This window comes from Streptomyces sp. ICC1 (assembly GCF_003287935.1).
Classification (GTDB): domain Bacteria; phylum Actinomycetota; class Actinomycetes; order Streptomycetales; family Streptomycetaceae; genus Streptomyces; species Streptomyces tritrimontium.
Genome location: NZ_CP030287.1, coordinates 1,382,478 through 1,405,935, shown reverse-complemented (window position 1 = coordinate 1,405,935; position 23,458 = coordinate 1,382,478). Strand labels below are relative to the sequence as shown.

Below are 23,458 nucleotides of genomic sequence, written 5' to 3'. Positions count from 1 at the left end.
CCGGTCGCAGCACAGCACTAGACCGCCGCCACCTCGGGCCGGGGCCGGGCCAGCAGGGCCGTGGCCGCGCCCGCCAGGAGGCCGAAGAGGTGGGCCTGCCAGCTGACCATGGAGTCCGTCGGGAGGGCTCCGGCCAGGAAGGTCGTGCCCCAGACCGCCGCGATGACCGCGGCGACCGCGATGCCCAGCGGGTTGCGCTCCACGAAGCCGCGGACCAGCAGGTAGCCGAAGAGGCCGAAGATCAGGCCCGAGGCGCCCACCGTGATGCTGTGCGACGGGGACATCAGCCAGACCGCGAACCCGTCGGCGACGGTGATGGCCGCGCAGACGGCCAGGAAGCGGCCGATCCCGCTCAGCGCGGTCACGAAGCCGAGCACCAGCAGCGGGACGGTGTTGGACGCCACGTGGTCGAAGCCGAAGTGCAGGAACGGCGCCAGGGGTATCGCGGTCAGGCCCTCGGCCTCCCGCGCGGTGATCCCGTACGCGTCGAGCGAGTGGCCCGTGGCGTGGTCGTACACCTCGATCAGCCACAGCAGGGCCACCCAGCCCAGCATCAGCTTCGCCGCCGCGGCGGCCCGGCCCGTCCGGCTCCACCGGCCCGCGCTCACCCCGCTCCCGCGCATCCCGCCGCCGCTCGCCCCGTGCCCGCCGGCGCTCCCGATCCCGCTCATGCCGTCTCCGCCCCGCTCTGCCGTGTCCACCCCTTGAACGTGCGGACACCTTAGCCAGTGCCCATGAGCGGTGGCCGGATAGTCTCGGAGGTATGACTGAGGGCAAGCGCACCCCGTGGGTGGTCGGGGTTTCCGGGGCGTCCGGGACGCCGTACGCGGCGGCGGTGATCCGCGGGCTGCTGGCGGCGGGCGAGAGCGTGGACCTGGTGGTGAGCCGGGCATCGAGGCTGACGCTGCTGGACGAGACGGGGATCGCCTTCCGCGACGCGCACTGGCGCGACGACCTGGCGGAGTGGCTGCAGCGGGGGGCCGACGGCAAGCCCGCCGCGTATGCGCGGCCGGAGCTGGGCGGGGTCCGCCACTGGGGCGCCGGCGACCTGGCGGCCGGGCCGAGCAGCGGCTCGTACCCGGTCAAGGGGATGCTGATCGTGCCCGCCTCCACCGCCTGTGTGGCCGGCGTGGCGCTCGGGCTGTCGAAGGACCTGCTCCAGCGGGTGGCGAGCGTGACGCTCAAGGAACGGCGCCGGCTGGTGGTCGCGGTACGGGAGACCCCGCTGAGCGGGCAGACGCTGAAGCAGCTGGTGGCGCTGGACGAGGCGGGCGCAGTGGTGCTGCCCGCCTCTCCGGCGTTCTACGCGGGTGCGACGCACATCCAGGATCTGGTGGATTTCGTCGCGGGGCGGGTGCTCGACGCGGCAGGGGTGCCGCACGGGCTGTACCGCCGGTGGGAGGGGGAGCTCGGAGGCTCCCGTCCCCGGGAGGCGAGCGGTGGCTAGCGCTTCTTGGCGCGCCCCGGCTTGCGGGTCTTGTCGACGCGGTGTGCGGCGGCGGGCTGGTCGGTGCGGGATCGGTTGGCCAGCTCCTGGAGCTGTCGCATGTGCGCGTAGGCCATCTCGATCGTGTACACGGTGAACCACTCCTGAAGATTGTCAGATCATCGTTGATCTGTTGAAAGATTCACAGGGTGTCGACCCTGTGTGCCTTTGATTCTATACGTAAACTTGAGGGATCGCCGAATAATGGAAGGCTCCAGGTATATGGACGCGGTGGACAGGCAGCTCATCCAGGCACTTCGTGAGAACGGACGTGCCTCGTACGCGGAGCTGGGCCGGCTCGTGGGCCTCTCCGGCCCCAGCGTCACCGACCGGATCAACCGGCTGGAGACGGCCGGAGTCATCACCGGCTACCGCGCGACCGTCGACGCGGCCTCGCTCGGCCTCGGCGTCACGGCGCTGATCGGCATCTCCCTCTCCGACGCCGCGGACCACGAGGACGTGGCCCGCCGGCTGCGCGACCTCTCGGAGATCGAGGACTGCTGGTTCATCGCCGGCGACGATTCCTTCATGCTGAAGGTGCGCGCCAACGACGTGGACGGGCTGGAGAAGATCATCCGCAGGCTCTCGGGCACCAAGGGCTGCTCGCGCACGCGCACCACGATCGTGCTCTCCACCAAGTGGGAGAACCGGGTCGGGGGTCTGCCCGAGGAAGCCTGAGAGTACGGTTGGGACGGTCGCGGGGCGCCTGCACCAAGGGGACGCGGGTGCCCGCGGGACGCGCGCACACATGAGGACAGAGGAGAGGACCGGGCATGGACGCTGGGCTCAAGCGTGAGCTGGAGGACAAGGTTCGCTCCGGCGAGCGGCTGACCCGTGAGGACGGCATCGCCCTCTACGGGTCGGATGACCTGGCCTGGCTCGGCGGCCTCGCCCACGAGGTGCGCACGCGCAAGAACGGCGACGTCGTCCACTTCAACGTCAACCGTCACCTCAACATGACGAACGTGTGCACCGCGTCGTGCGCCTACTGCTCCTTCCAGCGCAAGCCGGGGGAGAAGGACGCGTACACGATGCGCATCGAGGAGGCCGTGCGCCTGGCCAAGGCCATGGAGAACGAGAACCTCACCGAGCTGCACATCGTCAACGGCCTGCACCCCAGCCTGCCGTGGCGGTACTACCCGCGCTCGCTCTCCGAGCTGAAGAAGGCGCTGCCGAACGTCTCGCTGAAGGCGTTCACCGCCACCGAGATCCACCACTTCGAGACGATCTCCGGCATGTCGGCCTCCGACATCCTGGACGAGCTGATCGAAGCCGGCCTGGAGTCCCTCACCGGCGGCGGCGCGGAGATCTTCGACTGGGAGGTCCGCCAGCACATCGTGGACCACCGCACCCACTGGGAAGACTGGTCGCGCATCCACCGCCTCGCGCACTCGAAGGGCCTCAAGACCCCGTCGACCATGCTCTACGGGCACATCGAGGAGCCGCGCCACCGCGTGGACCACGTGCTCCGGCTGCGCGAGCTGCAGGACGAGACCGGCGGCTTCCAGGTCTTCATCCCGCTGCGCTACCAGCACGACTTCGTGGACATGAAGGACGGCAAGGTCCGCAACAAGCTCCAGGCGCGCACGACGATGGCGACGGGCGCCGAGGCGCTGAAGACCTTCGCGGTCTCCCGGCTCCTCTTCGACAACGTGCCGCACGTGAAGGTCTTCTGGGTCATGCACGGCGTGCAGACCGCCCAGCTGGCGCTGCAGCACGGCGCGGACGACATGGACGGCTCGGTCGTCGAGTACAAGATCACGCACGATGCGGACAACTACGGCACCCCGAACAAGCTGGGCCGCGAGGACCTGCTGGAGCTGATCCGCGACGCGGGCTTCCGCCCGGTCGAGCGCAACACGCGCTACGAGATCATCCGCGAGTACCCCGGCCCGGACGCGGGCCTGCGCGAGACCCCGCAGGCGATGCGGGTCTGACCCCGGCCCGCCCCCGGCTCCGCTCCGCAGCGCCGCCCCGGTTCCCGCCCTCGTGGCGGGGGCCGGGGCGGCGCCGTACCCGGGTCCGGGCGGGCCTCTTTTGCGCACCCCGTGCGTAATGGTTAATCTTCAAGAGTGCCCATTACTTACACCTTCGAACCGAGCGCCGCCGCCGTCGACCCCGCCCTCAGCGACGGGATCCTGGAGCTGTGGACGGACGTCACCAACGCCGGCGGGGCGGTGGGCTTCGTGCCGCCCGTCACCGCCGGCGACATCCGTCCCGCGCTGGCGGGGCAGCTCGCGAAGGTGGCGACCGGCGAGATGCGCCTGCTCGTCGGCCACGACGGGGAGGGCCGGGTCGCCGCCACGGCCTTCCTCTCCCACAACGCCCACCACCTCCAGCGGCATTGGCTGTGGGTATACACGGTGATGGTCCACCCCCGGCACCAAGGCGCGGGCCGCGGCCGGGAGCTGATGGCCGCGGTCGAGGCCGCCGCCCGCTCCCTCCCCGGCATCGACGCCCTGCGCCTGGGCTGCCGCGGCGGCCACGGACTGGAGCACTTCTACGCGGCCTGCGGCTACAAGGAGGTCGGCCGGGTCCCCGACGCCATCCGGGTGGCCCCCGGCGACGACCGCGACGACATCACCCTCCTCCTGCCGCTGCACTGACCTGCGCGGCTGCCGGGGGCGCGACCCCGAGGGGCCGGAGCCCGGGGCGGACGTGCTTCACTGGACGGGCACGAGCCGACGTACGAGCGGCGAACGGACGAGAAGAGAGCAGGGGTCACCGTGTCCCTCAAGCCGAGCGCGACGATCCGATACACCGCGATGCGACTGGGGATCTTCGTCGGGTGCCTCGTCCTCGTCGCCGTCCTGGTCCGGCTGCGCTGGGTGCCCTCGGGCCTCGGCGACGCCAACTTCGCCTGGGTCGTGCTGCTCGCCCTCGTGCTCTCCGCCCCGCTCTCCTTCGTCCTGCTGCGCAAGCAGCGCGACGAGATGTCCGCGACCATCTCCGGACGCGTCGCGGGTGCGAAGCAGAAGCTCGCCGCGAACCGCAACCAGGAGGACGGCGTCGACGACGCCGCGCGCGCCGGCCAGTAGCGGCGCGGCCGCCCCGCGTGGGGTGCATCACATCCCCAAGCGCGCCGAAACGCATCGAATCGCCCCAGCACCGGGTCAACCGCCCGTGGTGCCGGGGCTTTCGGCGTTTCCGGGGCCGCCGCCTCGACCCAAAGTTCTCCTTTGGGATTCCCAAAGGAGAAGTGTTAGCGTGTTCAACATGTTGACCGCAGCCGCGCCCCGGATGACCACGAGCGTTCCGCTCGTGGCGCGCTTGCACGTCGACCTCTGCCGCCGCGCGTCCGCGGCCTGTTGCTGTTGTCGCTGAGTCCCGCGACCAGCCCTGGCACAGCAGCGGTCCCGCCCGCCCGGCTCTTCTTTTCCGGGTGCTGCCGCACCGCACCACCACCCCACCGCAGAACCGCAGAACCACCCGGAGAGTGTCCGTGTCCGCGTCACCGCAGAGCCCTGCCGCCCAGGCCCCCGCCAAGGCGAAGCCCTCGTTCAAGTTCCCCTTCTGGGCCCAGATAGTCACCGGCCTCGTGCTCGGTGTGCTCCTCGGCTGGCTCTCCCGCAGCCAGGAGATCAGCTGGCTCGGCACCACCCTCGAGCAGATCGGCGACATCTTCGTCCAGCTGCTGAAGCTGGCCGTCGCCCCGCTCGTCTTCTTCGCCATCCTGGTGTCGATCACCAACCTGCGGAAGGTGAACAACGCCGCGCGGCTCGCCTCGCGCACGCTGCTCTGGTTCATGATCACGTCGCTGATCGCGGTGGGCATCGGCCTCGGCATCGGCCTGCTGACCAACCCGGGCTCCGGCACCGGCCTCACCCCGCAGGACGGCAAGCTGCCGAAGCGCCACGGGTCCTGGCTGGACTTCCTGACCGGCATCGTGCCGAAGGACATCATCACGCCGTTCACCGAGCTGAACGTCCTGCAGATCGTCTTCCTCGCCGCCGTCGCCGGCATCGCCGCCCTCCAGCTCGGCAGCAAGGCGCAGCCGGTGCTGAACCTCGCCGAGTCCGTGCTGGAGCTGCTCCAGAAGGCCCTGTGGTGGGTCATCCGCCTCGCCCCGCTCGGCACCGTCGGCCTCATCGGCACCGCGATCGCCACGTACGGCTGGGACCTGCTCGGCAAGTACGCGACCTTCACCATCGACGTGTACGTCGGCTCCGCGCTCGTGATGTTCGGCGTCTACCCGCTGCTGCTCTGGACCGTCGCCAAGGTCAACCCGCTCCAGTTCTTCAAGGGCGCCTGGCCGGCCATCCAGCTGGCCTTCGTCTCCCGCTCGTCGGTCGGCACCATGCCGCTCACCCAGAAGGTCACCGAGCGCCTCGGCGTCCCGAAGGAGTACGCCTCCTTCGCCGTCCCGTTCGGCGCGACGACGAAGATGGACGGCTGCGCCGCGATCTACCCGGCGCTCGCCGCGATCTTCATCGCGCAGATCTTCGACGTGCAGCTCGGCATCACCGACTACCTGCTCATCGCCTTCGTCTCCGTCGTCGGCTCGGCCGCCACGGCCGGTCTGACGGGCGCCACGGTCATGCTGACCCTGACCCTCTCCACGCTGGGCCTCCCGCTGGAGGGCGTGGGCCTGCTGATGGCGATCGACCCGATCCTGGACATGATGAGGACGGCCACGAACGTGGCCGGGCAGGCTCTGGTCCCGGTGATCGTCGCGGCCCGCGAGGGAATCCTGGACAAGGTCGCCTACGCGACCGCCTCCTCCTCCCCGCTGGACGAGCCGGCCCCGGCGGAGACCCCTGCCGAGGAGAAGGTCCTCGTCTCGGCCTGACCCCGCCCCGCCGCACACTCGCCGCAGCCCCCGCCCCCGTCCGGGCGGGGGCTGTTGCGTTGCCCGTGTCAGCGGCCGGCTGCGTGCTCCACGAACCCGGCCCATGCGCTCGGCGCGAAGGCGAGGTGGGGCTGGCGGATGTCCTTGGAGTCGCGGACGTGGACGGTGGCGGGGGTGGTGGCCACCTCGACGCAGTCGTCGCCCTCGCTGCTGCTGCTGTAGCTGCTCTTGAACCAGTCCAGCTCAGGGTGGTGGATCATGTTTCTCCCAGCAGTTGCTCGATGAAAGTCCGTGACTCTTGGGGCGTAAGCGCCTGAGCTCGGATGATGCCATAGCGCAGCTCAAGGATTCGGAGCTTCCTCGGGTCGGAAACCGGGCGTCCGTGGAAGGCACCTTCGGAGCGCCCGACGCCCGAGCCGTCATCGAACTTGAGGAGCTCGATGAGGCCGCCCATCCCGGCGTGGTCCTCACGGTCGGTCGGCATCACCTGCAACTCGACCTGCTGCAATTGGCATACCTCCAGCAGACGTTGGAGCTGTCGCCGCAGGACCATTGTGCCCCCGATCCTGCGGCGGAGAGTCACCTCTTCCTGGATGAAGCTGAGTGTGGGAGCCGGGGAGCGATCGAAGACCGACCGGCGTGCCATTCGTGCGGCCAGGTTCCGGTCCAGCTCGTCCGGCGGGTAGGCGGGGCGTCGCATCCCGAAGAGCGCCGACGCGTACTCCTCGGTTTGGAGGAGCCCGTTGATGTTGTGGTTGTTGTAGGTGTTGATCTCGACGGCCCGCGCCTCCAACTTCTTCAGGTCCCGCACCTTCTTCGGGTAGCGGACCGTCTCCATGTCCGCCTTCATCGCGGCGATCTTCCCGCCCGCCCGCAGCGCCTCGTCCGCCTTGTCCAGGTACTCCGGGCGCGGGATCCGTTTGCCCGCCTCGACCTTGCGGACCTGGTCCTCTCCGTAGCCGATCGCCGTGCCGAGGTCGGCGGCACGGATGCCCGCCTGCTCGCGCCAGGTCTTGAGCTGGCGGCCGAGCGCGGCCAGTACCGCCACGCCCTGTTCGTCCTCGGGATCGACGTCCCAGCCCGCGTCTTCCGTACCGTCACTGTCCACGCTCATGCGTGCCCACTTCCGACGAGCCGATGTTCTCAGCGCCCCGTACCCGTCGGGTGGTGCCGGACAGCCCGGACAGGGCTGGACAAGCGCCGGACAAACCCGGGACGTACGAGCGGTGCGGCTTCTCACGCTACGCACGGACGGACACGCTGAGTGACGTGATGACTCAACTCGTCGACTTCCACGTCCAGCTGTCCGCCACCCCGCGCGGCGCCCGGCTGGGCCGCATGCTCGCCGTCGAACAACTCCGCTCCTGGGGGCTTCCTCTGGACGGCCCCGCGCAGATCGTCGCCGAGCTCGGTGCGAATGCCGTGACCCACGGGCGGGTCCCGGGGCGGGACTTCCGGCTGGCTCTCACCGTCACCCCCGGCAGGCTGCTCATCGAGGTGGCGGACGCGCGGAGCGACCGGATCCCGGAGATCCGCGACGCGGGGCGCGGGCTCGTGGTGGTCGAGGCGCTCGCGGAGCGGTGGGGGGTGAGGGAAGGGCCGGTTCCGCTCAAGGTGGTGTGGGCGGAGGTCCGCCTCGACACCCGGGCCGCGGGTCTCCGCGATCCGGTGGCGCCGGACGCATAAAGACCCAAAGAACCGGGGGAAAAAACCAACCGACCCAACCCAACCGGCCCGCGTCCAGCCCGCTCGCGGGCCTCGTCGCTCGGTCGGGTGAACTATGCCAACTCGGCTGGATTCCAGACCGGTTGCCGGGCATATGCTCGCCCCGACGACAACAGCAGACATGAGACGGCCCCCGGCGGGAGTGCAATCCCGGTCGAGGGCCTGACCAAGCAGGAAGCGTAGACCTTCCCCATGGCTCTTGAGCAGCCTAGCGCGCCCTCGCGCGCATCGTCCCGAGTTCGGCCCGGGACCCCCCGATCCGGTGTCATCCACGTCAACACGTGGCACGCGACTCACTACACCGTGATCGGCAATCACCTCCTCCAGCACCGCGAGCTGTCGGCGACGGCGATCGGGGTCGCGGCGCACATCCAGTCGCTGCCCGACGGTGCGCCCGTCGGCGTGAAGGCGCTCGCCGAGCGGTTCCCGGAGGGGGAGATCCGGCTCGGGTCCGCCCTGCGGGAGCTGGAACGGCACGGCTACCTGGAACGGCGCCGCGAGCGGCTGGAGGGTGGCCGCGTGGTGACGCGGACGTACTCGTACAACAAGCCCGGTGCGGCCCTGGGCGGCCCGCCCCCGTCCCGGCCGTCCCGGCCTCCGCTGCCGGACGGGGAGCCCGTAGCGCCGGACGGGGAGCCCGTACCGGATCCCGTGGGGGAGCCGGAGCCCGAGCCCGAGCCGGTCGTGGAGCCCGTACCCGAGTCGGAGGCGGCCGCACCCGAGCCGGTCGTCGGGCCCGCACCCGAGCCGGTCGTCGGGCCCGCACCCGAGTCGTGGTCGGCCCCTACGCCAGGGCCGGAGCCGGCCCCGGCGTCCGAGCCGGAGTCGGCCCCCGCCCCGGAGCCGGAGGCCGGCACGCCGGAGGCCATCGCGTTGCTGGCCGGACTGCGGCGCCGTGACCCCCGGCTGCTGCTGTCCGAGCGGGATGTCACGCGGCTCGCGCCCGGGGTGTCGGACTGGCTGGTACGGGGGGTGGAACCCGAGTTCATCGAGCGGGCGCTGTCAGCCGGTCTGCCCGAGCCCCTGCGCAACGCGGCATCCGTGCTCGCGTACCGGCTCGCGGCCCTGCTCCCGCCGCCCCTGCCCCCGGTCCCGGTCCGGGTGGCGGCCGCCGGGGCGGTCGGCCGGCGCCCGGACCCGCTCCAGAACTGCGACGGCTGCGACCGGGCCTTCCGCGCCCCGGCCCCCGGCCGCTGCCGCGCCTGCCCGTCCCCGCCGGCCGAGGTGCGAGCCGTCGCCTGAGTTCCGGGGAGGCCGCGTGGAGCATCCGTGAAAAGGGGCTCCGGGGGGTGGCCAGGAGCAGTTACCCGTAAGTAGATTACCGGCGGTAACGCTCCGTCCGACCGAGGAGGCACGCCGTGACAGCCGAATCGAGCCCGGTGAGGGTCGCCAAGCCCGTCGAGCCCGGCAAGACCGTGATCGACGGACGGGTCCGCGAGGTGTGGGTGCCCGCCCTGGTGGCGCCCCCACAGCGGGGCTCCCTCGGGGACATCCCCTTCGACAACGCCCGCGAGGCCCCGCACGAGCCCGTCCTCGCCCGCAAGGACCGCGAAGGCACCTGGCGGGACGTCACGGCGGCCGAGTTCGCCGCCGAGGTGCTCGCTGTCGCGAAGGGGCTGATCGCCGAGGGGCTGCGGCCGGGCGACCGGCTCGCCATCATGGCGAGGACGACGTACGAGTGGACGCTGCTGGACTTCGCGGGCTGGGCGGCCGGGCTGGTCACCGTCCCGGTCTACCCGACCTCCTCCGCGATCCAGACGCGCTGGATCATCCAGGACTCGGGTGCGGTGGCCTGCGCGGTGGAGGACACCGCGCAGGCCAGGATCATCAGTGCGGAACGCGGCAACCTGCCCTGGCTGAGGCACCTGTGGGAGTTCGACACCGGCGCGGTCGCCCGGCTGGTCACGGCCGGCCGGCACGTGCCGGACGAGGTCGTGCGCGACCGGCTGGCCGGGTGCGCCCCGGAGTCGGTCGCGACCCTGATCTACACCTCCGGGACCACCGGGCAGCCCAAGGGGTGCGTGCTGACGCACGCCAACTTCTTCGCCGAGGTGGACAATGCGGTGGAGCTGCTGCACCCCGTCTTCAAGTCGGTCAGCAAGGAGCCGGCCTCGACCCTGCTCTTCCTGCCGCTGTCGCACGTCTTCGGGCGGATGGTGGCCGTCGGGTGCCTGCGGGCGCGGGTGAAGCTGGGGCACGCGCCGAGCATCCGGAGCGAGGACCTGCTCGCGGACCTGGCCGGCTTCAGGCCGACCTTCCTGCTGGCGATCCCGTACGTCCTGGAGAAGGTCTACAACACCGCGCGTGCGACGGCCGAGACGATGGGGCGCGCCTCCTCCTTCGACCGGGCCGCCAAGATCGCGCGGGCCTTCGGCGAGGTCGTCGAGGGCAAGAAGCCGGGCCTGGGACTGCGGGTGGCGCGGGCGGTGTACGACCCGCTCGTCTACCGGCGCATCCGGGCGGCCCTGGGCGGACGGGTCCGCTACATCCTGAGCGGCGGCTCCCCGCTCGGGCGGCGGCTCGCCGCCTTCTACACGGGCGCGGGCATCGAGGTCTTCGAGGGCTACGGGCTCACGGAGACGACGGCGGCCGCGACCCTCACCCCGCCGCTGCGGCCGAGGCTGGGGACGGTGGGGTGGCCGCTGCCGGGGACGGCGGTGCGGATCGCGGACGACGGCGAGGTGCTGTTGCGCGGGCCGCACGTGTTCGCGGGGTACTGGAACGGCCCGCCGGCGGGCGGCGGCCAGTGGCTGGCCACGGGGGACATCGGCGAACTCGACGCCGACGGATACCTGACGATCACGGGGCGCAAGAAGGACCTGATCATCACCTCGGGAGGCAAGAACGTGGCCCCGGCCCCGCTGGAGGACTGGCTGCGGGCGCACCCGCTGGTCGGCCAGTGCATGGTCGTCGGGGACAACCGGCCGTACGTGACCGCGCTGATCACCCTGGAGCCGGAGGGGCTGCAGCATTGGCGGCAGATGCGCAAGAAGCAGCGGGTGCCGATCGGGGAGCTGGTCGAGGACGAGGAACTGCGCGCGGACCTCCAGCGGGCGGTGGACGACGCGAACCGGCTGGTGTCGAGGGCGGAGTCGATCCGGCGGTTCGCGGTGCTGACGGGCGACTTCACGGAGGAGCGGGGGCACCTGACGCCGTCGCTGAAGCTCCGGCGGGGCGTGATCGCCCGGGACCACGAGCGGGAGATCGAGGCGCTGTACCGGCAGAAACGATGACCCGGGGTGCGGTGGTGTAACGACCACCGGCCGGCGGTAGGCATGGGCCACGACGGCTTCTAGCCCCGGGGGGCTGCGCACCATGCGAAACCTTTGGGTCAGGTGTGGTCTGTGGGTGAAGTTCGCCGTCTTCGGGGTGCTGGCGGGCACGGCCGGGCTCGTCGCGGGGGTGTGGCTGCCGGCGGGGCAGGCGGGGGTGGTGGGTGCCGCCGTCCTCGCCCTGTGCGGCGGAGCCGCGGCCAGGAACGAATCCGCGCTCAGTGACAGGCGCCAGGAGCGGGAGCGCGCGGCGGCGGGCCTCCTGACGAAGGACGCGCACGGCGGCCTTCCCCGCGTCCGGGAGGTCCAGGATCCGGTGCTGGTCGGGATCCATCCGTACCAGCACGAAGACGGAGACCTTCCGGAAAGCCGCTGGAACACCCCTCCGTACATCCCCAGGGACATCGAGGCGGACCTGCACGCGGCGGTGGAGAGCGGAGGCTTCGTCCTCCTCGTGGGGGAATCGACCGCCGGGAAGACGAGATCGGCTTTCGAGGCAGTACGGCTGCTCGCACCGGACCACTTCCTGCTGAGCCCCCGGAACCGGGACGGGATCTCCAGCGTGCTCGTCGCTCTGAGGATCCGCAGGCGGTATCTGGTCTGGCTCGACGATCTGGAGCGGTTCCTCGGCCCCGGAGGGCTCACTGCTTCCGCTCTGGGCCGGATCCTGGAGAGCGGATCGACGGTCGTGGCCACGGTGCGGACCCCGGAGTACGACCGCTTCGGCGATCACGCCGAAGCGGTCGTCGACCGGAGCGACCACGAAGTCTGGCGCGACGGCCGCGACGTGGTCCGCCGGGCGAAGAAGATCCGCATCCCGCGCCGGTGGTCGCCGGCCGAGCGCGAAAGGGCCCAGTCCTACAGGAACGACCGCCGCATCAACCGTGCGCTGAGCGCTTCGGAGGCGTTCGGAGTGGCCGAGGTCCTGGCCGCCGGTCCGGAGCTCCTCGAGGCGTGGCAGAACGCCTGGTCCCCAGGTGCCCATCCGCGCGGGGCGGCCCTCGTCCTGGCCGCGGTGGACGTGCGTCGCGCCGGCATGCACGAAGCGGTGCCCGTGTCCCTCCTGGAGCGGCTGCACGAGATCCACCTGCGGAACAGAGGGGGATCCCCCCTGCGGCCGGAGGCGCTGGAGGACGCGCTCGCATGGGCTCTGCGGCCCCTGGGCCACACGGGCGCCAGCATGCTGGTCGGCGAACCGGCGACGGGACTCCGGGCCTTCGACTACTTCCTGGACACCCTCGACCTGGAAGTGGTTCCCGACGAGTCGTGGGACCTGATCCTGGCGGCCGCCCGGCCCCGTGACGCGCTCGACATGGGCATGGTCTCGCTGCTCGAGTCCCGTCACGACCGGGCGGAAAGGGCCTTCGGGGTGGCGGCGGGGGCCGGACTGGCGGCGGCGGACGTGGCCAAAGCGGTGATCATGGGGAAGACCGGCCGCATCGATCAAGCGGTGGTCGAGCTGCGGTCCATCTGGGAATCCCGTAGGTCGTCCCTCGGCAGGGAGCACGCGGACACCCTGGACGCCCATGCCGAGCTGGCGTACCTGACGCTGAAACAAGGGCGCGCGGCAGAAGCCCTGGAACTGATGCGCGAGCTGCTGCCCCTGCGCGAGGCCCGCCTGGGCACGGATCATCCCGACACGCTCGACACGCACCTGCAGATCGCCAACGCCATCGGCAGGCTGGGGCGCCCGGCGGACGCCGCGGAGCGGTGCCGCTCCCTCCTGGGGAGGTTCCAGAGGGAGCTGGGGCCCGACCACATAGACACCCTGGACGTCGAAGCCAGAACGGCCACGTGGACCGGAAAATCAGGCCGGTACTCCGAGGCGTTCGATCTCGCGGAGGAAGTGGTGCGGCGCCGCACCGCGGTGCTGGGCGCGGACCATGCCGACACCCTCTACGCGCGGGGGCGGGCCGTCGCCTGGCTGTCGGCCATGGAGCTCCACGAAGCGGCTCTGGAACGCGCGCGGGGGCTCCTGGAGGACCGGGAGAGGGTGCTGGGCTCCGACCACCTGCACACGCTCCACACGCGTCGGCAAGTCGCCCGCCTGGTGGCCCGCGTGGAAGGCTTCGACCGGGCCCTGACCGTGTGGCGCGAAACGCTGGACGAGCACGTCCGGATCCTCGGACCGGAGCACCCGCTGACCCGGAAGGTCATCGGCCTCTCGGGGTTCCGGGCGGAGGGGCCCTAGCGGGCGCCGGGCCGTCGGGGCCCGGGCCGGGGTCGGGGTCACGGCGGCGGCCCCACGGTGTCCTCGGCCAGGGCGGCCGCCTGGGCGGTGAGCCGGACCGGCAGGGCGGCCGGGCCCGGGGCCGGGGCCGAGACGCGGACCTGCCACAGGTCGCCCGTCCGCGACAGCTCCACACGCGCCCCGGGCGGAGCGGCGGCCCGCGCCGCCGCCACCGCCGCTTCGGCCGGCTCGGACCGGGCCGCCGCCCGGGCACCGGCCCGCGCGGCGTCCACGCACCGGATCTGGGAGGCGGCGGCCATCAGCGCCCACACCAGCAGCGCCGCGAACAGCACCAGCGCCGGAATCACCAAGGCCGCCTCCGCCGTCACATATCCCCCGTCAGAACGGCGCATCGAGTGCCTTCCCGATGGTCGACTGAAGTGCCGTCGAGACCACTTCGCTCGTCACCACCTTGTACAGAACGGCGGCGAACGCACACGCCGCGATCGTGCCCATGGCGTATTCTGAGGTGGACATTCCCGCGTCACCCGCGCGGCCCCTCAGCGCCGCCCGCACGCGAAACCAGATGATCCTCATGGCAACCTCCCGTTGATTCGGCTTTTTGACGTGATCTCAGATCGTGATTTCAGATGGTGATCTCGGATGGTGATCTCGGATGGTGATCCCAGAACGTGATCGCAGAAGGTGATCGGAGAGGGATGCTCCGGGTCGGTGTTTCAGGTTCCCGAGAGGAGCCCGGACGCCATTCCGATCACCACGGGCGCCACTCCGATCGCGAGGAATGCGGGGAGGAAGCACAGCCCCACCGGCGCGGTGACCAGGACCGCCGCCCGCTGCGCCCCGGCTCCCGCGCGGCGCGTCCGGTCCGCCCTGAGCGCCGCCGCGAGCCGGGAGACCGGTTCGGCCGCGGGAGCCCCCGTACGGGCGGAGCGCTCCAGGCATTCGGCCAGCCCGCGGGCACCCGGTATCTCCGCCAACCTCCCCCACGCGGCTCCCGGTTCTCCGCCGAGCCGCAGCTCCGCCCCGGCCAGGGCCAGCCGCTCGCCCACCGGGCCGCCCAGCGACTCGCCCACCACCTCGGCGGCGTCGACCGGCCCGGCTCCGGCCGCCAGGCAGGCGGCCAACAGGTCGGCGGCGAACGGGAGCTGACGCTCGATCTCCCCGGGATCCGCCCCCGAAGCCGGCCGGGGTCTCGCGAGCCATCTGCGGACCCCGAAGGCCGCGGCGCAGCCCGCCGCCGCTCCGAGGAGTCCGCCGATCAGCGCCCAGGCCACCGCCAGCGCCCCGACCGGCCCGGCCCACGCGGCCACCGCGCCGCGCAGCCCGGGTGCGAACGGCGGCCGGCGGCGCGCCGCCTCCACCGCGAGCAGGGCCGTGAGCCGCCGCCGGGCCGCCCGCTCCCGGATTCGCGCCGCCAGCGCCGAGCCCGTGCACAGGGCCGCCGCGAAGCACAGCGCCATCCCCAGGCTGTGGATCGCGAAGCCGCCCATCACCGCTCCCCCGTCCGTACGATCCGCCGGCACCACAGCAGCCCCAGGGCCTCCAGCGCCGTCCCCGCCAGCAGGCAGCCCCACCCGACCGGCGTGTGCAGCAGCACCCGCAGCGGATCGGCCCCCAGCCCGGTGCCGATCAGCAGACCGACCACCGGCAACAGGGCCAGCACCCCCGTCGTCGATCTGGCTCCCGCCAACTGGGCGCGCAGTGACTCCTCCCGGTCCCGCTCGGCCCGCAACGCCCCTTCCAGCCGGTCCAGTCCGGCGGCCAGCCCGGCGCCTCCGTCCACCGAGACCCGCCAGCAGGCCGCCATCCCGGCCAGCCCCTCCGCGCCGGGCTCCCGCGCCGCCTGGCGCAGCGCCCCGGGGACGTCCCCGCCGAAGGCCGCGGCCGCCAGGAGTCCGGCCTGGGCGGGTCCCGGACCGCCCGGGCCCGACACCGTGCGGCGCATGGCCGCGCTCAACGCCTGGCCGGGCTGGGCGCCGGAGCGCAGCTCGCCCACCACCGCACCGCACAGGGCCGCCACTTCGGCGGCCCGCGCCGACCGGGCCCGGGCCCGCTCCCTGGCCCGCAGCCACCGGCGCACCAGCGGCAGGGCCGCCGCCCCGGCCAGCAGCGGGATCACCGACCCGCCGAGTAGTGCGAGCACCAGACCGGCCCCCAGGCAGGCCCACTCCCGGCGGTGCGCCGCCCCGACCCGCACGGCGAGCAGCAGCCGCTCCCAGGGCGCGGGCCCGCCCGGTACCGCCGGACCCGCCCCGGCGAGCACCGCCTTGGCCCGCCGGGACACCCGGTCGCCGCCGGCCAGCGCCCAGGCGGCCGCCCCGGCGCACAGCACCCCGGCGAACACCGGCACCGGGAGCACCGCGGCCGCGCTCATCGGGCACCTCCGAGCAGCGGGCGCAGCCGCTCCCAGCCCCGTTCCCGTACGAATCCCCGCGCGGCCCAGCGCAGCGCCGGCACGGTGACCACGAGCCCGGCGGGGTCCCGCTCCAGCACGTGCACCTCGGCGACCCGGCGCCGGCCGGCCCGGTCCCGCACGAGGTGGACGACGAGGGTCAGCGCGGCCGCCAACTGGCTGTGCAGGGCGGCCCGGTCGAGCCCGGCGGCCGTCCCCAGGGCCTCCAGCCGGGCCGGTACGTGGGCGGCGGCATTCGCGTGGACCGTGCCGCAGCCTCCCTCGTGGCCCGTGTTGAGGGCGGCGAGCAGGTCCGCGACCTCGGCTCCCCGGACCTCGCCGACGACGAGCCGGTCGGGCCTCATCCGCAGCGCCTGGCGGACCAGGTCGGTGAGGGTGACCAGGCCGGCGCCCTCCTGATTGGCCGGTCGGGTCTCCAGCCGCACCACGTGCGGATGGTCGGGCCGGAGCTCGGCGGAGTCCTCGGCGAGCACGATCCGCTCGCCGGGACCGACCAGTCCCAGCAGGGTGCTGAGGAGGGTGGTCTTGCCGGTGCCCGTTCCGCCGGAGACCAGGAACGACAGACGGGCCTCCACCATGTCGCGCAGCAGCCGCTGTCCGCCGGGCGGCAGGGTCCCCGCGGCGACCAGCTCGTCCAGCGTGAACGCGCGCGGCCGCACCACCCGCAGGGACAGGCAGGCAGATCCGACGGCGACCGGGGGCAGTACGGCGTGCAGCCGGGTGCCGTCGGGCAGCCGGGCGTCCACCCAGGGCCGGGCGTCGTCGAGGCGGCGGCCGGCGACGGAGGCGAGGCGCTGGGCGAGCCTGCGCACGGCCTCGGCGTCGGCGAAGGTCACCCCGGTCAGTTCCAGCCCGCCGCCGCGGTCCACCCAGACCCGGTCGGGGGCGGCCACCAGCACGTCGGTGACCTCGGGGTCGGCGAGCAGTGCCTCCAGCGGGCCCGCGCCGACCAGTTCGGAGCGCAGTTCGGCGGCGGCGCCCAGCACCTCCGTGTCGCCCAGCAGCCTGCCCTGGGCCCGCAGTGCCGCCGCCACCCTCGCCGGGGTGGGTTCCGCCCCGCTCTCGGCGAGCCGTCGGCGCACCGCGTCGAGCAGTACGGCGCTCATGCCGTCACCACCCCTTGGGCGGAGCCGAGCGCGCGCTGCCAGAAGCCGTCGCAGAAGCGGGCCAGCGCGCCCCGCCCCTGCGATCCCGGCGGCTCGCCCTCGGCCACCCGTCCCGGCAGGCCGACCTCGACCGGTACCTCGCCGGCCAGCGGCGCGCCCAGCAGGGCGGCGACCGCCTCTGCGTCCAGTCCGCCGGGCACGCGGCCCCGTACGACCACGCGGACGTCCCGGGCCACCATCCGGACGCCGGCGGCCACCCGGGAGGCCGCGGCCACCGACCGCAGCTCGCCCGGCACCACCAGCAGCACCAGGTCCAGCTGTGCCAGGACCTCGGCCACGGCCTCGTCGACCCGGCGCGGCAGGTCGACCACGACGACCCCGCCCCGGCGGCGCGCGGCGGCCACCACCGACCGCATCGCGGCGGGCGGCACCACCACCCGGTCTCCCCGGTCCCAGCTGAGCACCCGCAGGGCGTGCAGTTCGGGCAGCGATTCCGCGAGGGCTCCTGCGCCGACCCTGCCGCGGGAACCCGCGAAGTCGGGCCAGCGCAGTCCTTCGGCGGTTTCCCCGCCGAGCAGGACGTCCATGCCGCCGCCGAGCGGGTCGCCGTCGATGAGGATGGTCCGCTCCCCGGCGCGGGCGGCCCGCAGGGCCAGGGCGCAGGCGAGGGTGGAGGCTCCGGCGCCGCCGCTGCCTCCGATCACCCCGACGGCGAGGGCGGGCCGCCCGGCCCCCTCCACGACATCGGCGATGCGGTCGACGAGCCGGCTCTCGGCGTCGGGGAGCGTCAGGACCTCCTCGGCGCCGATCTCCAGCGCCCGCTGCCACACGTGGGGGTCGTCCAGATCCCTGCCGACGAGGAAGACCCCGTCCCGCCGGGGTGCGCCGCGCACGTGCCGGGCGGCGTCGTCGCCGACGAGGACGAGCGGTGCGGACTCCCATCCGACGCCGGATGCGCTCCCGCCACCGGCATCACCACCGTCACCATCGGCTCCGCTTTGCTCCGGCACCGCCTGGTGCACATGCGGCTCGACCCCCGCGGCGGCGCACAGCCGCAGCAGATCGTCGAGCAGCAGCGGGTCCCCGGTGATGATCAACGGCCGTCCGCCGCCGGGCACTGGCCCCCCGACAGCGGGATGCCGGCCGTCCCCGCCCGCCACCACGAGGTTCCGGACTTCACACGACTTCGATCCAGCCACGATCTCCGCCTCCTTCTCACCGCATATCCAGCGCCGCGGACTTCGCGGCCGGAATCACCGTGACGGGATCGGGAAAAAGAAGTGGATCTTGCTCGAAAACTGTGGACAACCGGCCCTATGTGAATAGCCGGCTCACCCCAACAGGTGAGTTCCGGAGCGCGCCGGAACCGCTACGCTCTGTTACCGGTTCGAGGGGGTGAGGGTCTTCGCCACGCGGGCCCCGGGAAGACGAGGGGGTCCGAGGAGTGGGCACTTGGGGTCGAAGACGAGGACGCAAACCGCGTCCGGACATGCGACGACCCCCGCCGGGGGGGAGAGCGGGGGTCGTCCCCACGGTCCGACTCGGGGGGGGGAGGAGCCAGACCGGGTTAGCACGGTCGCGAACGATCCGTGACTTCCATGGTGTACCCGAGAGGCTTCTCAGGCAAACCCACGCGCCAGACTTTACGCCGAATGGTGGGCGCATATGCTCGGGTCGTGGAAAATCAGCCCTTGCCGCACTCCTTGCCTCGTACCGCAGCCTTCTTCGACCTGGACAAGACGGTCATTGCGAAGTCGAGCACTCTGACGTTCAGCAAGTCCTTCTACCAGGGCGGCCTGATCAACCGACGGGCCGTGCTGCGCACCGCCTACACGCAGTTCATCTATCTGGCCGGCGGCGCCGACCACGATCAGATGGAGCGGATGCGCGAGTACCTGTCCGCCCTCTGCAAGGGGTGGAACGTGCAGCAGGTCCGGGAGATCGTCGCCGAGACCCTGCACGACCTCATCGATCCGCTGATCTACGACGAGGCCGCATCCCTCATCGAAGCCCACCACACCGCGGGCCGCGACGTGGTCATCGTGTCCACCTCGGGCGCCGAAGTCGTCGAGCCCATCGGGGAGATGCTGGGCGCCGACCGCGTCGTCGCCACGCGGATGGTGGTCGGCGAGGACGGCTGCTTCACGGGCGAGATCGAGTACTACGCCTACGGCCCCACGAAGGCGGAGGCCGTGCGCGAGCTCGCGGAGTCCGAGGGGTACGACCTCGCGCGCTGCTACGCGTACAGCGACTCGGCCACCGACATCCCGATGCTCGAGGCGGTCGGCCACCCGCACGCGGTCAATCCCGACCGGGCGCTGCGGCGGGAGGCGCTGGCGCGGGAGTGGCCGGTACTGGTCTTCAACCGGCCGGTGCGGCTGAAGCAGCGGCTCCCCGGACTGTCGATGCCGACGCGGCCGGCCCTGGTCGCCGCGGCCGCGGTGGGCGCGGCCGCGGCCACCGCGGGGCTGGTCTGGTACGCGAGCCGGCGGCGGGCGCTGGCCGCGGCCACATCGGCCTGACCAGCGGCGATACCGGATGCCTGATTCGCACCAGGATGTCCCGTAAAGCAAAGAAATGCGGCCAGGGGTTTCGCTCGGCTCCGAAGCGGAGTACAAAGGAGTCAACGGCCCGCGAGACCAAAGAACATCCGAGAGGATCATCTTTAAAACGCAGTAAGGCCCACGGACCGAAGCATGAACGCCGAGCACCCACGCGACGTCGACCCGTCGATTACGGGCCAGCCGCACCAGGTGACGGGCAAAGTTCCCGACCTGATGGGCAATCTTCGAGGACGCTTGGTAACTGGGCGTGAATGCCAGCGGCGACACCAGAGCAACACGGGTGTCGCCGCAACCCTTTGCCCGGCGCCGGGCCTCAGGCCGCCGCGCCAGTCCTCAGGCCGCCGAGCCTCAGGCCGCGCCGCGCTGGAGCGCCTCGCAGACCGCCATCGATTCGCGGGCTCCGAGCTCGATCGCGCGGCCGCAGTGCGCGATCCAAGCCGCCATCCCCTCCGCGGTCCCCGAGACGTAGCCCCCGAAGGCCTCCAGGTACGCGTCCTTCCCCTGCTCGGCGTGACCGACCTCCCCCGGGCAGATCCCCTTCGGGTCCAAGCCGCTGTTGATCAGCACGATCCGCTCCGCGGTGCGCGCCACCAGGCCGTTGTACGAGCCGAAGGGGCGCAGGGCGAGCAGTTCGCCGTGCACCACCGCCGCCGTGACCAGCGCCGGGGCGGAGCCGCCCGCGATGATCAGGCCGGAGAGCCCTTCGAGGCGCCCCGCCACCTCCTGCGCGTCCGGGAGGGGGAGGGAGACCAGGGGCTCGTCCACCGGTTCGCCGGCGAGGCGGGGCCGGCCGACGACATCGCCCTGCGCCGTGGAACCCGAGGCCACCAGGTGGAGCCGCGCCAGGACCCGTAGCGGCGACTGGCGCCAGATGCTCAGCAATTGGCCCGCCTCCGCCGCCAGGCGCAGGGCGGCGCCCACCGTGCGGGCCTCCGCGTCCGAGCCGAAGTCGGTGCGGCGGCGGACCTCTTCCAGCGCCCAGTCGGCCCCGGACAGCGCCGCGCTCCCGCGCGCGCCGCGCAGCGCGGCCTCGGAGGTGATCTCCCCGGCGCGGCGGCGCATGACGCGGTGGCCGTAGACCCGGTCCACGGCCTTGCGTACGGAATCCACGGACTCGGCGACGCCCGGAAGACCGGCCAGCGGGGCGAGGGGGTCGGCGGCGGAGGCAGAAGCGCTACTCATAAGTAGGGAGCCTACGCACTGCTCCCCCATAGCACCGACCCCTCCTTGGAGTGGTCTTCTTCACTCAGGCACACAACACAAAGACACCGACCCACTACGCTTGGTGAACATGAAGATCGCTTTCGTGGGGAAGGGCGGCAGCGGCAAGACCACGCTGTCCTCCCTTTTCATCCGCCACCTCGCATCCAATGAAGCCCCCGTCGTCGCGGTGGACGCCGACATCAACCAGCACCTGGGCGCCGCGCTCGGGCTCAGCGAGGAGGAGGCGGCCGCGCTGCCCGCGCTGGGAGCGCACCTGCCCCTCATCAAGGACTACCTGCGGGGCTCCAACCCGCGCATCGCGTCCGCCGACACGATGATCAAGACCACTCCCCCCGGCGCCGGCTCCCGGCTGCTGCGCGTCGACGAGGACAACCCCGTCTACGAGGCCTGCGCGCGCACCCTGGTGCTGGACGGCGAACCCGTGCGGCTGATGGCCACGGGGCCGTTCACCGAGTCCGATCTGGGCGTGGCCTGCTACCACTCCAAGGTCGGCGCGGTCGAGCTCTGCCTCAACCATCTGGCCGACGGTCCGGACGAGTACGTGGTCGTCGACATGACGGCCGGCTCGGACTCCTTCGCCTCCGGCATGTTCACCCGCTTCGACGTGACCTTCCTGGTCGCCGAACCGACCCGCAAGGGCATCTCCGTCTACCGCCAGTACAAGGAGTACGCGCGGGACTTCGGAATCACGCTCAAGGTCGTCGGCAACAAGGTCCAGGGGCCGGAGGACATCGAGTTCCTGCAGGACGAGGCCGGCGAGGACCTGCTGGTCACCGTCGGGCACTCGGACTGGGTGCGGGCGATGGAGAAGGGCCGCCCGGCCGCCTTCGAGCTGCTGGAGGCGACGAACCGGCTGGCCCTGCAGTCCCTGCAGGACGCGGCCGACGACTCCTACGCGCAGCGCGACTGGGTCCGCTACACGGAGCAGATGGTCCACTTCCACCTGCGCAACGCCGAGAGCTGGGGCAACGCGAAGACCGGGGTGGACCTGGCGGAGCAGGTCGACCCCGGTTTCGTCCTGCGGGAGCACGCGGGCACGCAAACGGAAGCAGAGGCGGGGGCAGAGATGGGGGCGGAGGCAGAGGCGGAAGCCGGGGCCGGAGCCGGGGCCGGGGCCGTCGGGCTGCTCAGTCCTCGCTCTGACTCGCTTCGGCCGGCTCCGCAGCCGGCTTGACCTCGGCGGGGGCGGCCGGCTTGGCCGGCGGCCCCGCCGTCAGGAACTTGTTCCAGCCCTCCTTCGGCGCCTCGCCGACGTCGAGGGTGCGCATCCACTCCAGGGCCTTCGGGTCCTGGGCGTCCAGCCAGTCCGCCAGTTCGCGGAACGGAACGCAGCGGACCTCCTTCTGCGTGCACATGGTCTTGATGGAGTCCTCGACGGCGCGCATGTAGGTGCCGCCGTTCCAGGACTCGAAGTGGTTGCCGATGATCAGCGGCGCACGGTTGCCCTGGTAGGTCCGCTCGAAGGCCTTGACGAGGCCGTCGCGCATCTGCTCACCCCAGTACGCGTGCTGCGAGGGGTCGCCCTGCGTCGTCGTACCGGACTGGTTGACCAGGTAGTTGTAGTCCATGCTGAGCGTTTCGAAGGCCCGGCCCGGCATGGGGACCAGCTGCAGCGGGATGTCCCAGAGGCCGTCCGTCTTCTTCGGCCAGATCTGCTTGCTGATGCCGCTGGAGTCGTAGCGGAAGCCGCCCATCTCCTTCGCGGCCAGCATGAAGTTCTTCTGGCCCTCGAGGCACGGGGTGCGGGCCCCGATCATCTCCTTGTCGTAGTCGAACGGGAGCGCCTCCATGCCCTTGAGGGCGGGCGAGTTGGTCTTCCAGTTCTTGACGAACGACTTCGCCTGGTTGATCTCGCTCTTCCACTCCTCGACGGACCAGGTCCCGACGCCGCCCTCGGGTCCGCAGAAGTGGCCGTTGAAGTGGGTGCCGATCTCATTGCCCTCCAGCCAGGCGGCGCGCACCTGGGTGGCGGTGTCCTTGATGCCCTGCGGATCGCCGAAGCCGATGTCCGAGCGGCCCGAGGAATGCTGGGGCGCGGTGTAGAGGGAACGCTTCTCCTCCGGGAGCATGTACACGCCGCTGAGGAAGTAGGTCATGCGGGCGTTGTACTTCTTGCCCACGTCGCGGAAATGCGAGAAGAGCTTCTGGCTGTCCTCGCCCGCCCCGTCCCAGGAATAGACCACGAACTGCGGCGGCTTCTCGCCGGGCTTCAGCTTCTGCGCCTTCTGGACGTTCGGCTGCAGGCCGGTGTACGCCGTCGAGCCGTCGCCGATGAGCCGCTTGACGCTGCCGGGGGCCGGGCCTTCCGGGGCCGCGGCGCCCTTCTTGGCCGCCTGACCGCCCGGGGCCGGGCGGGAGCCGGGCTCCGAGGTGCTGCACCCGGCCACTCCCAAGACCAGTGCCGTGGCGACCAGACCGCCGGCGATCTTCTTCTTCGCGACCCTCTTCGCGGCCTTCTTCGTCGCCTTCTTCGTGGTGGCAGTCATCCGCCCACCTCTTCCCTCGCAGTGCCATCGCAGGACTTCCGCGCCGCAACGTCCCATGCGGTCCGTTTTAAGGAAGGTGTGACAAGCCGGACTAAATGCCTAATCACCCCTGGGTGCTAATTCCTAGGCCATTTGCCCGCATTCTCCACCACAGGGCTTTACTCTCCATTACCGTTCATTTACCTAGTGTTGATAATCCCGC

24 protein-coding genes are annotated in these 23,458 nt (G+C 72.0%); 12 read left to right on the top strand and 12 right to left on the bottom strand.

The genetic code is table 11. The features are described 5' to 3' along the window. Window positions 1-17: 17 nt before the first annotated feature. Window positions 18-623 (bottom strand): rhomboid family intramembrane serine protease, encoded by a 606-nt coding sequence (locus tag DRB96_RS06425; protein ID WP_112453250.1) that lies wholly within the window; start codon window positions 621-623, stop codon window positions 18-20. Between the two features lie 140 nt (window positions 624-763). Here DRB96_RS06425 and DRB96_RS06420 point away from each other — a divergent pair, with 140 nt between their 5' ends. Beyond that, window positions 764-1,447, top strand: coding sequence for a UbiX family flavin prenyltransferase (locus DRB96_RS06420; RefSeq protein WP_112447513.1), 684 nt, complete (start codon window positions 764-766; stop codon window positions 1,445-1,447). Here DRB96_RS06420 and DRB96_RS45830 read toward each other — a convergent pair. Continuing rightward, a complete protein-coding gene (locus DRB96_RS45830) occupies window positions 1,444-1,578 on the bottom strand; it encodes a hypothetical protein (protein WP_275431884.1) in 135 nt (44 codons plus the stop codon). The two genes, DRB96_RS06420 and DRB96_RS45830, sit on opposite strands and share 4 nt — an antisense overlap. Before the next feature lie 130 nt (window positions 1,579-1,708). On the opposite strand from DRB96_RS45830, the gene DRB96_RS06415 reads away from it, so the two are divergent. From DRB96_RS06415 to DRB96_RS06395, 5 genes are all read left to right on the top strand, one after another. After that, window positions 1,709-2,164 (top strand): Lrp/AsnC family transcriptional regulator, encoded by a 456-nt coding sequence (locus DRB96_RS06415; protein WP_112447511.1) that lies wholly within the window; start codon window positions 1,709-1,711, stop codon window positions 2,162-2,164. A gap of 95 nt (window positions 2,165-2,259) precedes the next feature. After that, window positions 2,260-3,423 (top strand): aminofutalosine synthase MqnE, encoded by a 1,164-nt coding sequence (gene mqnE / locus DRB96_RS06410; protein ID WP_112447509.1) that lies wholly within the window; start codon window positions 2,260-2,262, stop codon window positions 3,421-3,423. 135 nt (window positions 3,424-3,558) lie between these two features. Then, window positions 3,559-4,092: a GNAT family N-acetyltransferase gene (locus DRB96_RS06405; RefSeq protein ID WP_112447507.1), complete on the top strand. Its 534-nt coding sequence runs from the start codon at window positions 3,559-3,561 to the stop codon at window positions 4,090-4,092. 120 nt (window positions 4,093-4,212) lie between these two features. Continuing rightward, entirely contained in the window at window positions 4,213-4,524 is a 312-nt protein-coding gene (locus tag DRB96_RS06400; RefSeq protein ID WP_112447505.1) for a DUF4229 domain-containing protein, read from the top strand. Window positions 4,525-4,928: 404 nt separating this feature from the next. Continuing rightward, window positions 4,929-6,275, top strand: coding sequence for a dicarboxylate/amino acid:cation symporter (locus DRB96_RS06395; protein WP_162688520.1), 1,347 nt, complete (start codon window positions 4,929-4,931; stop codon window positions 6,273-6,275). 68 nt (window positions 6,276-6,343) lie between these two features. Here the strand turns inward: DRB96_RS06395 and DRB96_RS06390 are convergent, their stop codons facing one another. Together DRB96_RS06390 and DRB96_RS06385 are read right to left on the bottom strand one after the other, a co-directional pair. After that, complete coding sequence (locus tag DRB96_RS06390; RefSeq protein ID WP_112447503.1) at window positions 6,344-6,535, bottom strand: DUF397 domain-containing protein; 192 nt, start codon at window positions 6,533-6,535, stop codon at window positions 6,344-6,346. Next, window positions 6,532-7,389 carry a helix-turn-helix transcriptional regulator gene (locus tag DRB96_RS06385; RefSeq protein ID WP_112447501.1) on the bottom strand — a complete coding sequence of 286 codons (858 nt, stop codon included), beginning with the start codon at window positions 7,387-7,389 and terminating at the stop codon, window positions 6,532-6,534. The genes DRB96_RS06390 and DRB96_RS06385 overlap by 4 nt, the downstream gene beginning before the upstream one ends. Window positions 7,390-7,547: 158 nt before the next feature. On the opposite strand from DRB96_RS06385, the gene DRB96_RS06380 reads away from it, so the two are divergent. From DRB96_RS06380 to DRB96_RS06365, 4 genes are all read left to right on the top strand, one after another. After that, window positions 7,548-7,961 (top strand): ATP-binding protein, encoded by a 414-nt coding sequence (locus DRB96_RS06380; protein WP_112447498.1) that lies wholly within the window; start codon window positions 7,548-7,550, stop codon window positions 7,959-7,961. Between the two features lie 342 nt (window positions 7,962-8,303). Then, complete coding sequence (locus tag DRB96_RS06375; protein ID WP_239516538.1) at window positions 8,304-9,242, top strand: helix-turn-helix domain-containing protein; 939 nt, start codon at window positions 8,304-8,306, stop codon at window positions 9,240-9,242. A gap of 137 nt (window positions 9,243-9,379) precedes the next feature. Next, window positions 9,380-11,233: an AMP-dependent synthetase/ligase gene (locus DRB96_RS06370; protein WP_239516913.1), complete on the top strand. Its 1,854-nt coding sequence runs from the start codon at window positions 9,380-9,382 to the stop codon at window positions 11,231-11,233. 115 nt (window positions 11,234-11,348) lie between these two features. Next, on the top strand, window positions 11,349-13,463 hold the full coding sequence (locus DRB96_RS06365) for a tetratricopeptide repeat protein (RefSeq protein ID WP_112447492.1): 2,115 nt from the start codon (window positions 11,349-11,351) through the stop codon (window positions 13,461-13,463). A gap of 38 nt (window positions 13,464-13,501) precedes the next feature. On the opposite strand, the gene DRB96_RS06360 is transcribed toward DRB96_RS06365, so the two are convergent. The 6 genes from DRB96_RS06360 to ssd all read right to left on the bottom strand — a co-directional run bounded on the left by DRB96_RS06360 (window position 13,502) and on the right by ssd (window position 18,142). Next, on the bottom strand, window positions 13,502-13,855 hold the full coding sequence (locus DRB96_RS06360) for a TadE family type IV pilus minor pilin (RefSeq protein WP_112447490.1): 354 nt from the start codon (window positions 13,853-13,855) through the stop codon (window positions 13,502-13,504). Beyond that, entirely contained in the window at window positions 13,842-14,039 is a 198-nt protein-coding gene (locus tag DRB96_RS06355) for a DUF4244 domain-containing protein (RefSeq protein WP_112447489.1), read from the bottom strand. The genes DRB96_RS06360 and DRB96_RS06355 overlap by 14 nt, the downstream gene beginning before the upstream one ends. Window positions 14,040-14,179: 140 nt before the next feature. Further along, complete coding sequence (locus DRB96_RS06350) at window positions 14,180-14,953, bottom strand: type II secretion system F family protein (protein WP_112447487.1); 774 nt, start codon at window positions 14,951-14,953, stop codon at window positions 14,180-14,182. Beyond that, complete coding sequence (locus tag DRB96_RS06345; RefSeq protein ID WP_112447485.1) at window positions 14,953-15,837, bottom strand: type II secretion system F family protein; 885 nt, start codon at window positions 15,835-15,837, stop codon at window positions 14,953-14,955. Before DRB96_RS06345 ends, DRB96_RS06350 begins: the two co-directional genes overlap by 1 nt. After that, on the bottom strand, window positions 15,834-16,982 hold the full coding sequence (locus DRB96_RS06340) for a TadA family conjugal transfer-associated ATPase (protein ID WP_112447483.1): 1,149 nt from the start codon (window positions 16,980-16,982) through the stop codon (window positions 15,834-15,836). Before DRB96_RS06340 ends, DRB96_RS06345 begins: the two co-directional genes overlap by 4 nt. After that, window positions 16,979-18,142, bottom strand: a complete 1,164-nt coding sequence (ssd, locus tag DRB96_RS06335; RefSeq protein WP_162688981.1) for a septum site-determining protein Ssd — start codon at window positions 18,140-18,142, stop codon at window positions 16,979-16,981. Before ssd ends, DRB96_RS06340 begins: the two co-directional genes overlap by 4 nt. Window positions 18,143-18,634: 492 nt before the next feature. On the opposite strand from ssd, the gene DRB96_RS06330 reads away from it, so the two are divergent. After that, a complete protein-coding gene (locus tag DRB96_RS06330; RefSeq protein ID WP_112447479.1) occupies window positions 18,635-19,504 on the top strand; it encodes an HAD-IB family hydrolase in 870 nt (289 codons plus the stop codon). Between the two features lie 390 nt (window positions 19,505-19,894). Here DRB96_RS06330 and DRB96_RS06325 read toward each other — a convergent pair whose 3' ends face one another. Then, a complete protein-coding gene (locus tag DRB96_RS06325) occupies window positions 19,895-20,728 on the bottom strand; it encodes an oxidoreductase (protein ID WP_112447476.1) in 834 nt (277 codons plus the stop codon). Window positions 20,729-20,837: 109 nt separating this feature from the next. Here DRB96_RS06325 and DRB96_RS06320 point away from each other — a divergent pair, with 109 nt between their 5' ends. Continuing rightward, entirely contained in the window at window positions 20,838-21,944 is a 1,107-nt protein-coding gene (locus DRB96_RS06320; RefSeq protein WP_239516037.1) for an ATP-binding protein, read from the top strand. Here the strand turns inward: DRB96_RS06320 and DRB96_RS06315 are convergent. Next, entirely contained in the window at window positions 21,898-23,256 is a 1,359-nt protein-coding gene (locus DRB96_RS06315; protein WP_112447474.1) for a hypothetical protein, read from the bottom strand. The two genes, DRB96_RS06320 and DRB96_RS06315, sit on opposite strands and share 47 nt — an antisense overlap. Between the last annotated feature and the right edge of the window lie 202 nt (window positions 23,257-23,458).

Coding starts and splice junctions, on each gene's coding strand:
- DRB96_RS06350 (WP_112447487.1), bottom strand. CDS start 14,953: ATGGGCGGCTTCGCGATCCACAGCCTGGGGATGGCGCTGTGCTTCGCG.
- DRB96_RS06345 (WP_112447485.1), bottom strand. CDS start 15,837: ATGAGCGCGGCCGCGGTGCTCCCGGTGCCGGTGTTCGCCGGGGTGCTG.
- DRB96_RS06360 (WP_112447490.1), bottom strand. CDS start 13,855: ATGCGCCGTTCTGACGGGGGATATGTGACGGCGGAGGCGGCCTTGGTG.
- DRB96_RS06380 (WP_112447498.1), top strand. CDS start 7,548: ATGACTCAACTCGTCGACTTCCACGTCCAGCTGTCCGCCACCCCGCGC.
- DRB96_RS06315 (WP_112447474.1), bottom strand. CDS start 23,256: ATGACTGCCACCACGAAGAAGGCGACGAAGAAGGCCGCGAAGAGGGTC.
- DRB96_RS06325 (WP_112447476.1), bottom strand. CDS start 20,728: ATGAGTAGCGCTTCTGCCTCCGCCGCCGACCCCCTCGCCCCGCTGGCC.
- DRB96_RS06340 (WP_112447483.1), bottom strand. CDS start 16,982: ATGAGCGCCGTACTGCTCGACGCGGTGCGCCGACGGCTCGCCGAGAGC.
- DRB96_RS06420 (WP_112447513.1), top strand. CDS start 764: ATGACTGAGGGCAAGCGCACCCCGTGGGTGGTCGGGGTTTCCGGGGCG.
- DRB96_RS06425 (WP_112453250.1), bottom strand. CDS start 623: ATGCGCGGGAGCGGGGTGAGCGCGGGCCGGTGGAGCCGGACGGGCCGG.
- DRB96_RS06385 (WP_112447501.1), bottom strand. CDS start 7,389: ATGAGCGTGGACAGTGACGGTACGGAAGACGCGGGCTGGGACGTCGAT.
- DRB96_RS06355 (WP_112447489.1), bottom strand. CDS start 14,039: ATGAGGATCATCTGGTTTCGCGTGCGGGCGGCGCTGAGGGGCCGCGCG.
- DRB96_RS06415 (WP_112447511.1), top strand. CDS start 1,709: ATGGACGCGGTGGACAGGCAGCTCATCCAGGCACTTCGTGAGAACGGA.
- DRB96_RS06330 (WP_112447479.1), top strand. CDS start 18,635: ATGGTGGGCGCATATGCTCGGGTCGTGGAAAATCAGCCCTTGCCGCAC.
- DRB96_RS06390 (WP_112447503.1), bottom strand. CDS start 6,535: ATGATCCACCACCCTGAGCTGGACTGGTTCAAGAGCAGCTACAGCAGC.
- mqnE (WP_112447509.1), top strand. CDS start 2,260: ATGGACGCTGGGCTCAAGCGTGAGCTGGAGGACAAGGTTCGCTCCGGC.
- DRB96_RS06320 (WP_239516037.1), top strand. CDS start 20,838: ATGAAGATCGCTTTCGTGGGGAAGGGCGGCAGCGGCAAGACCACGCTG.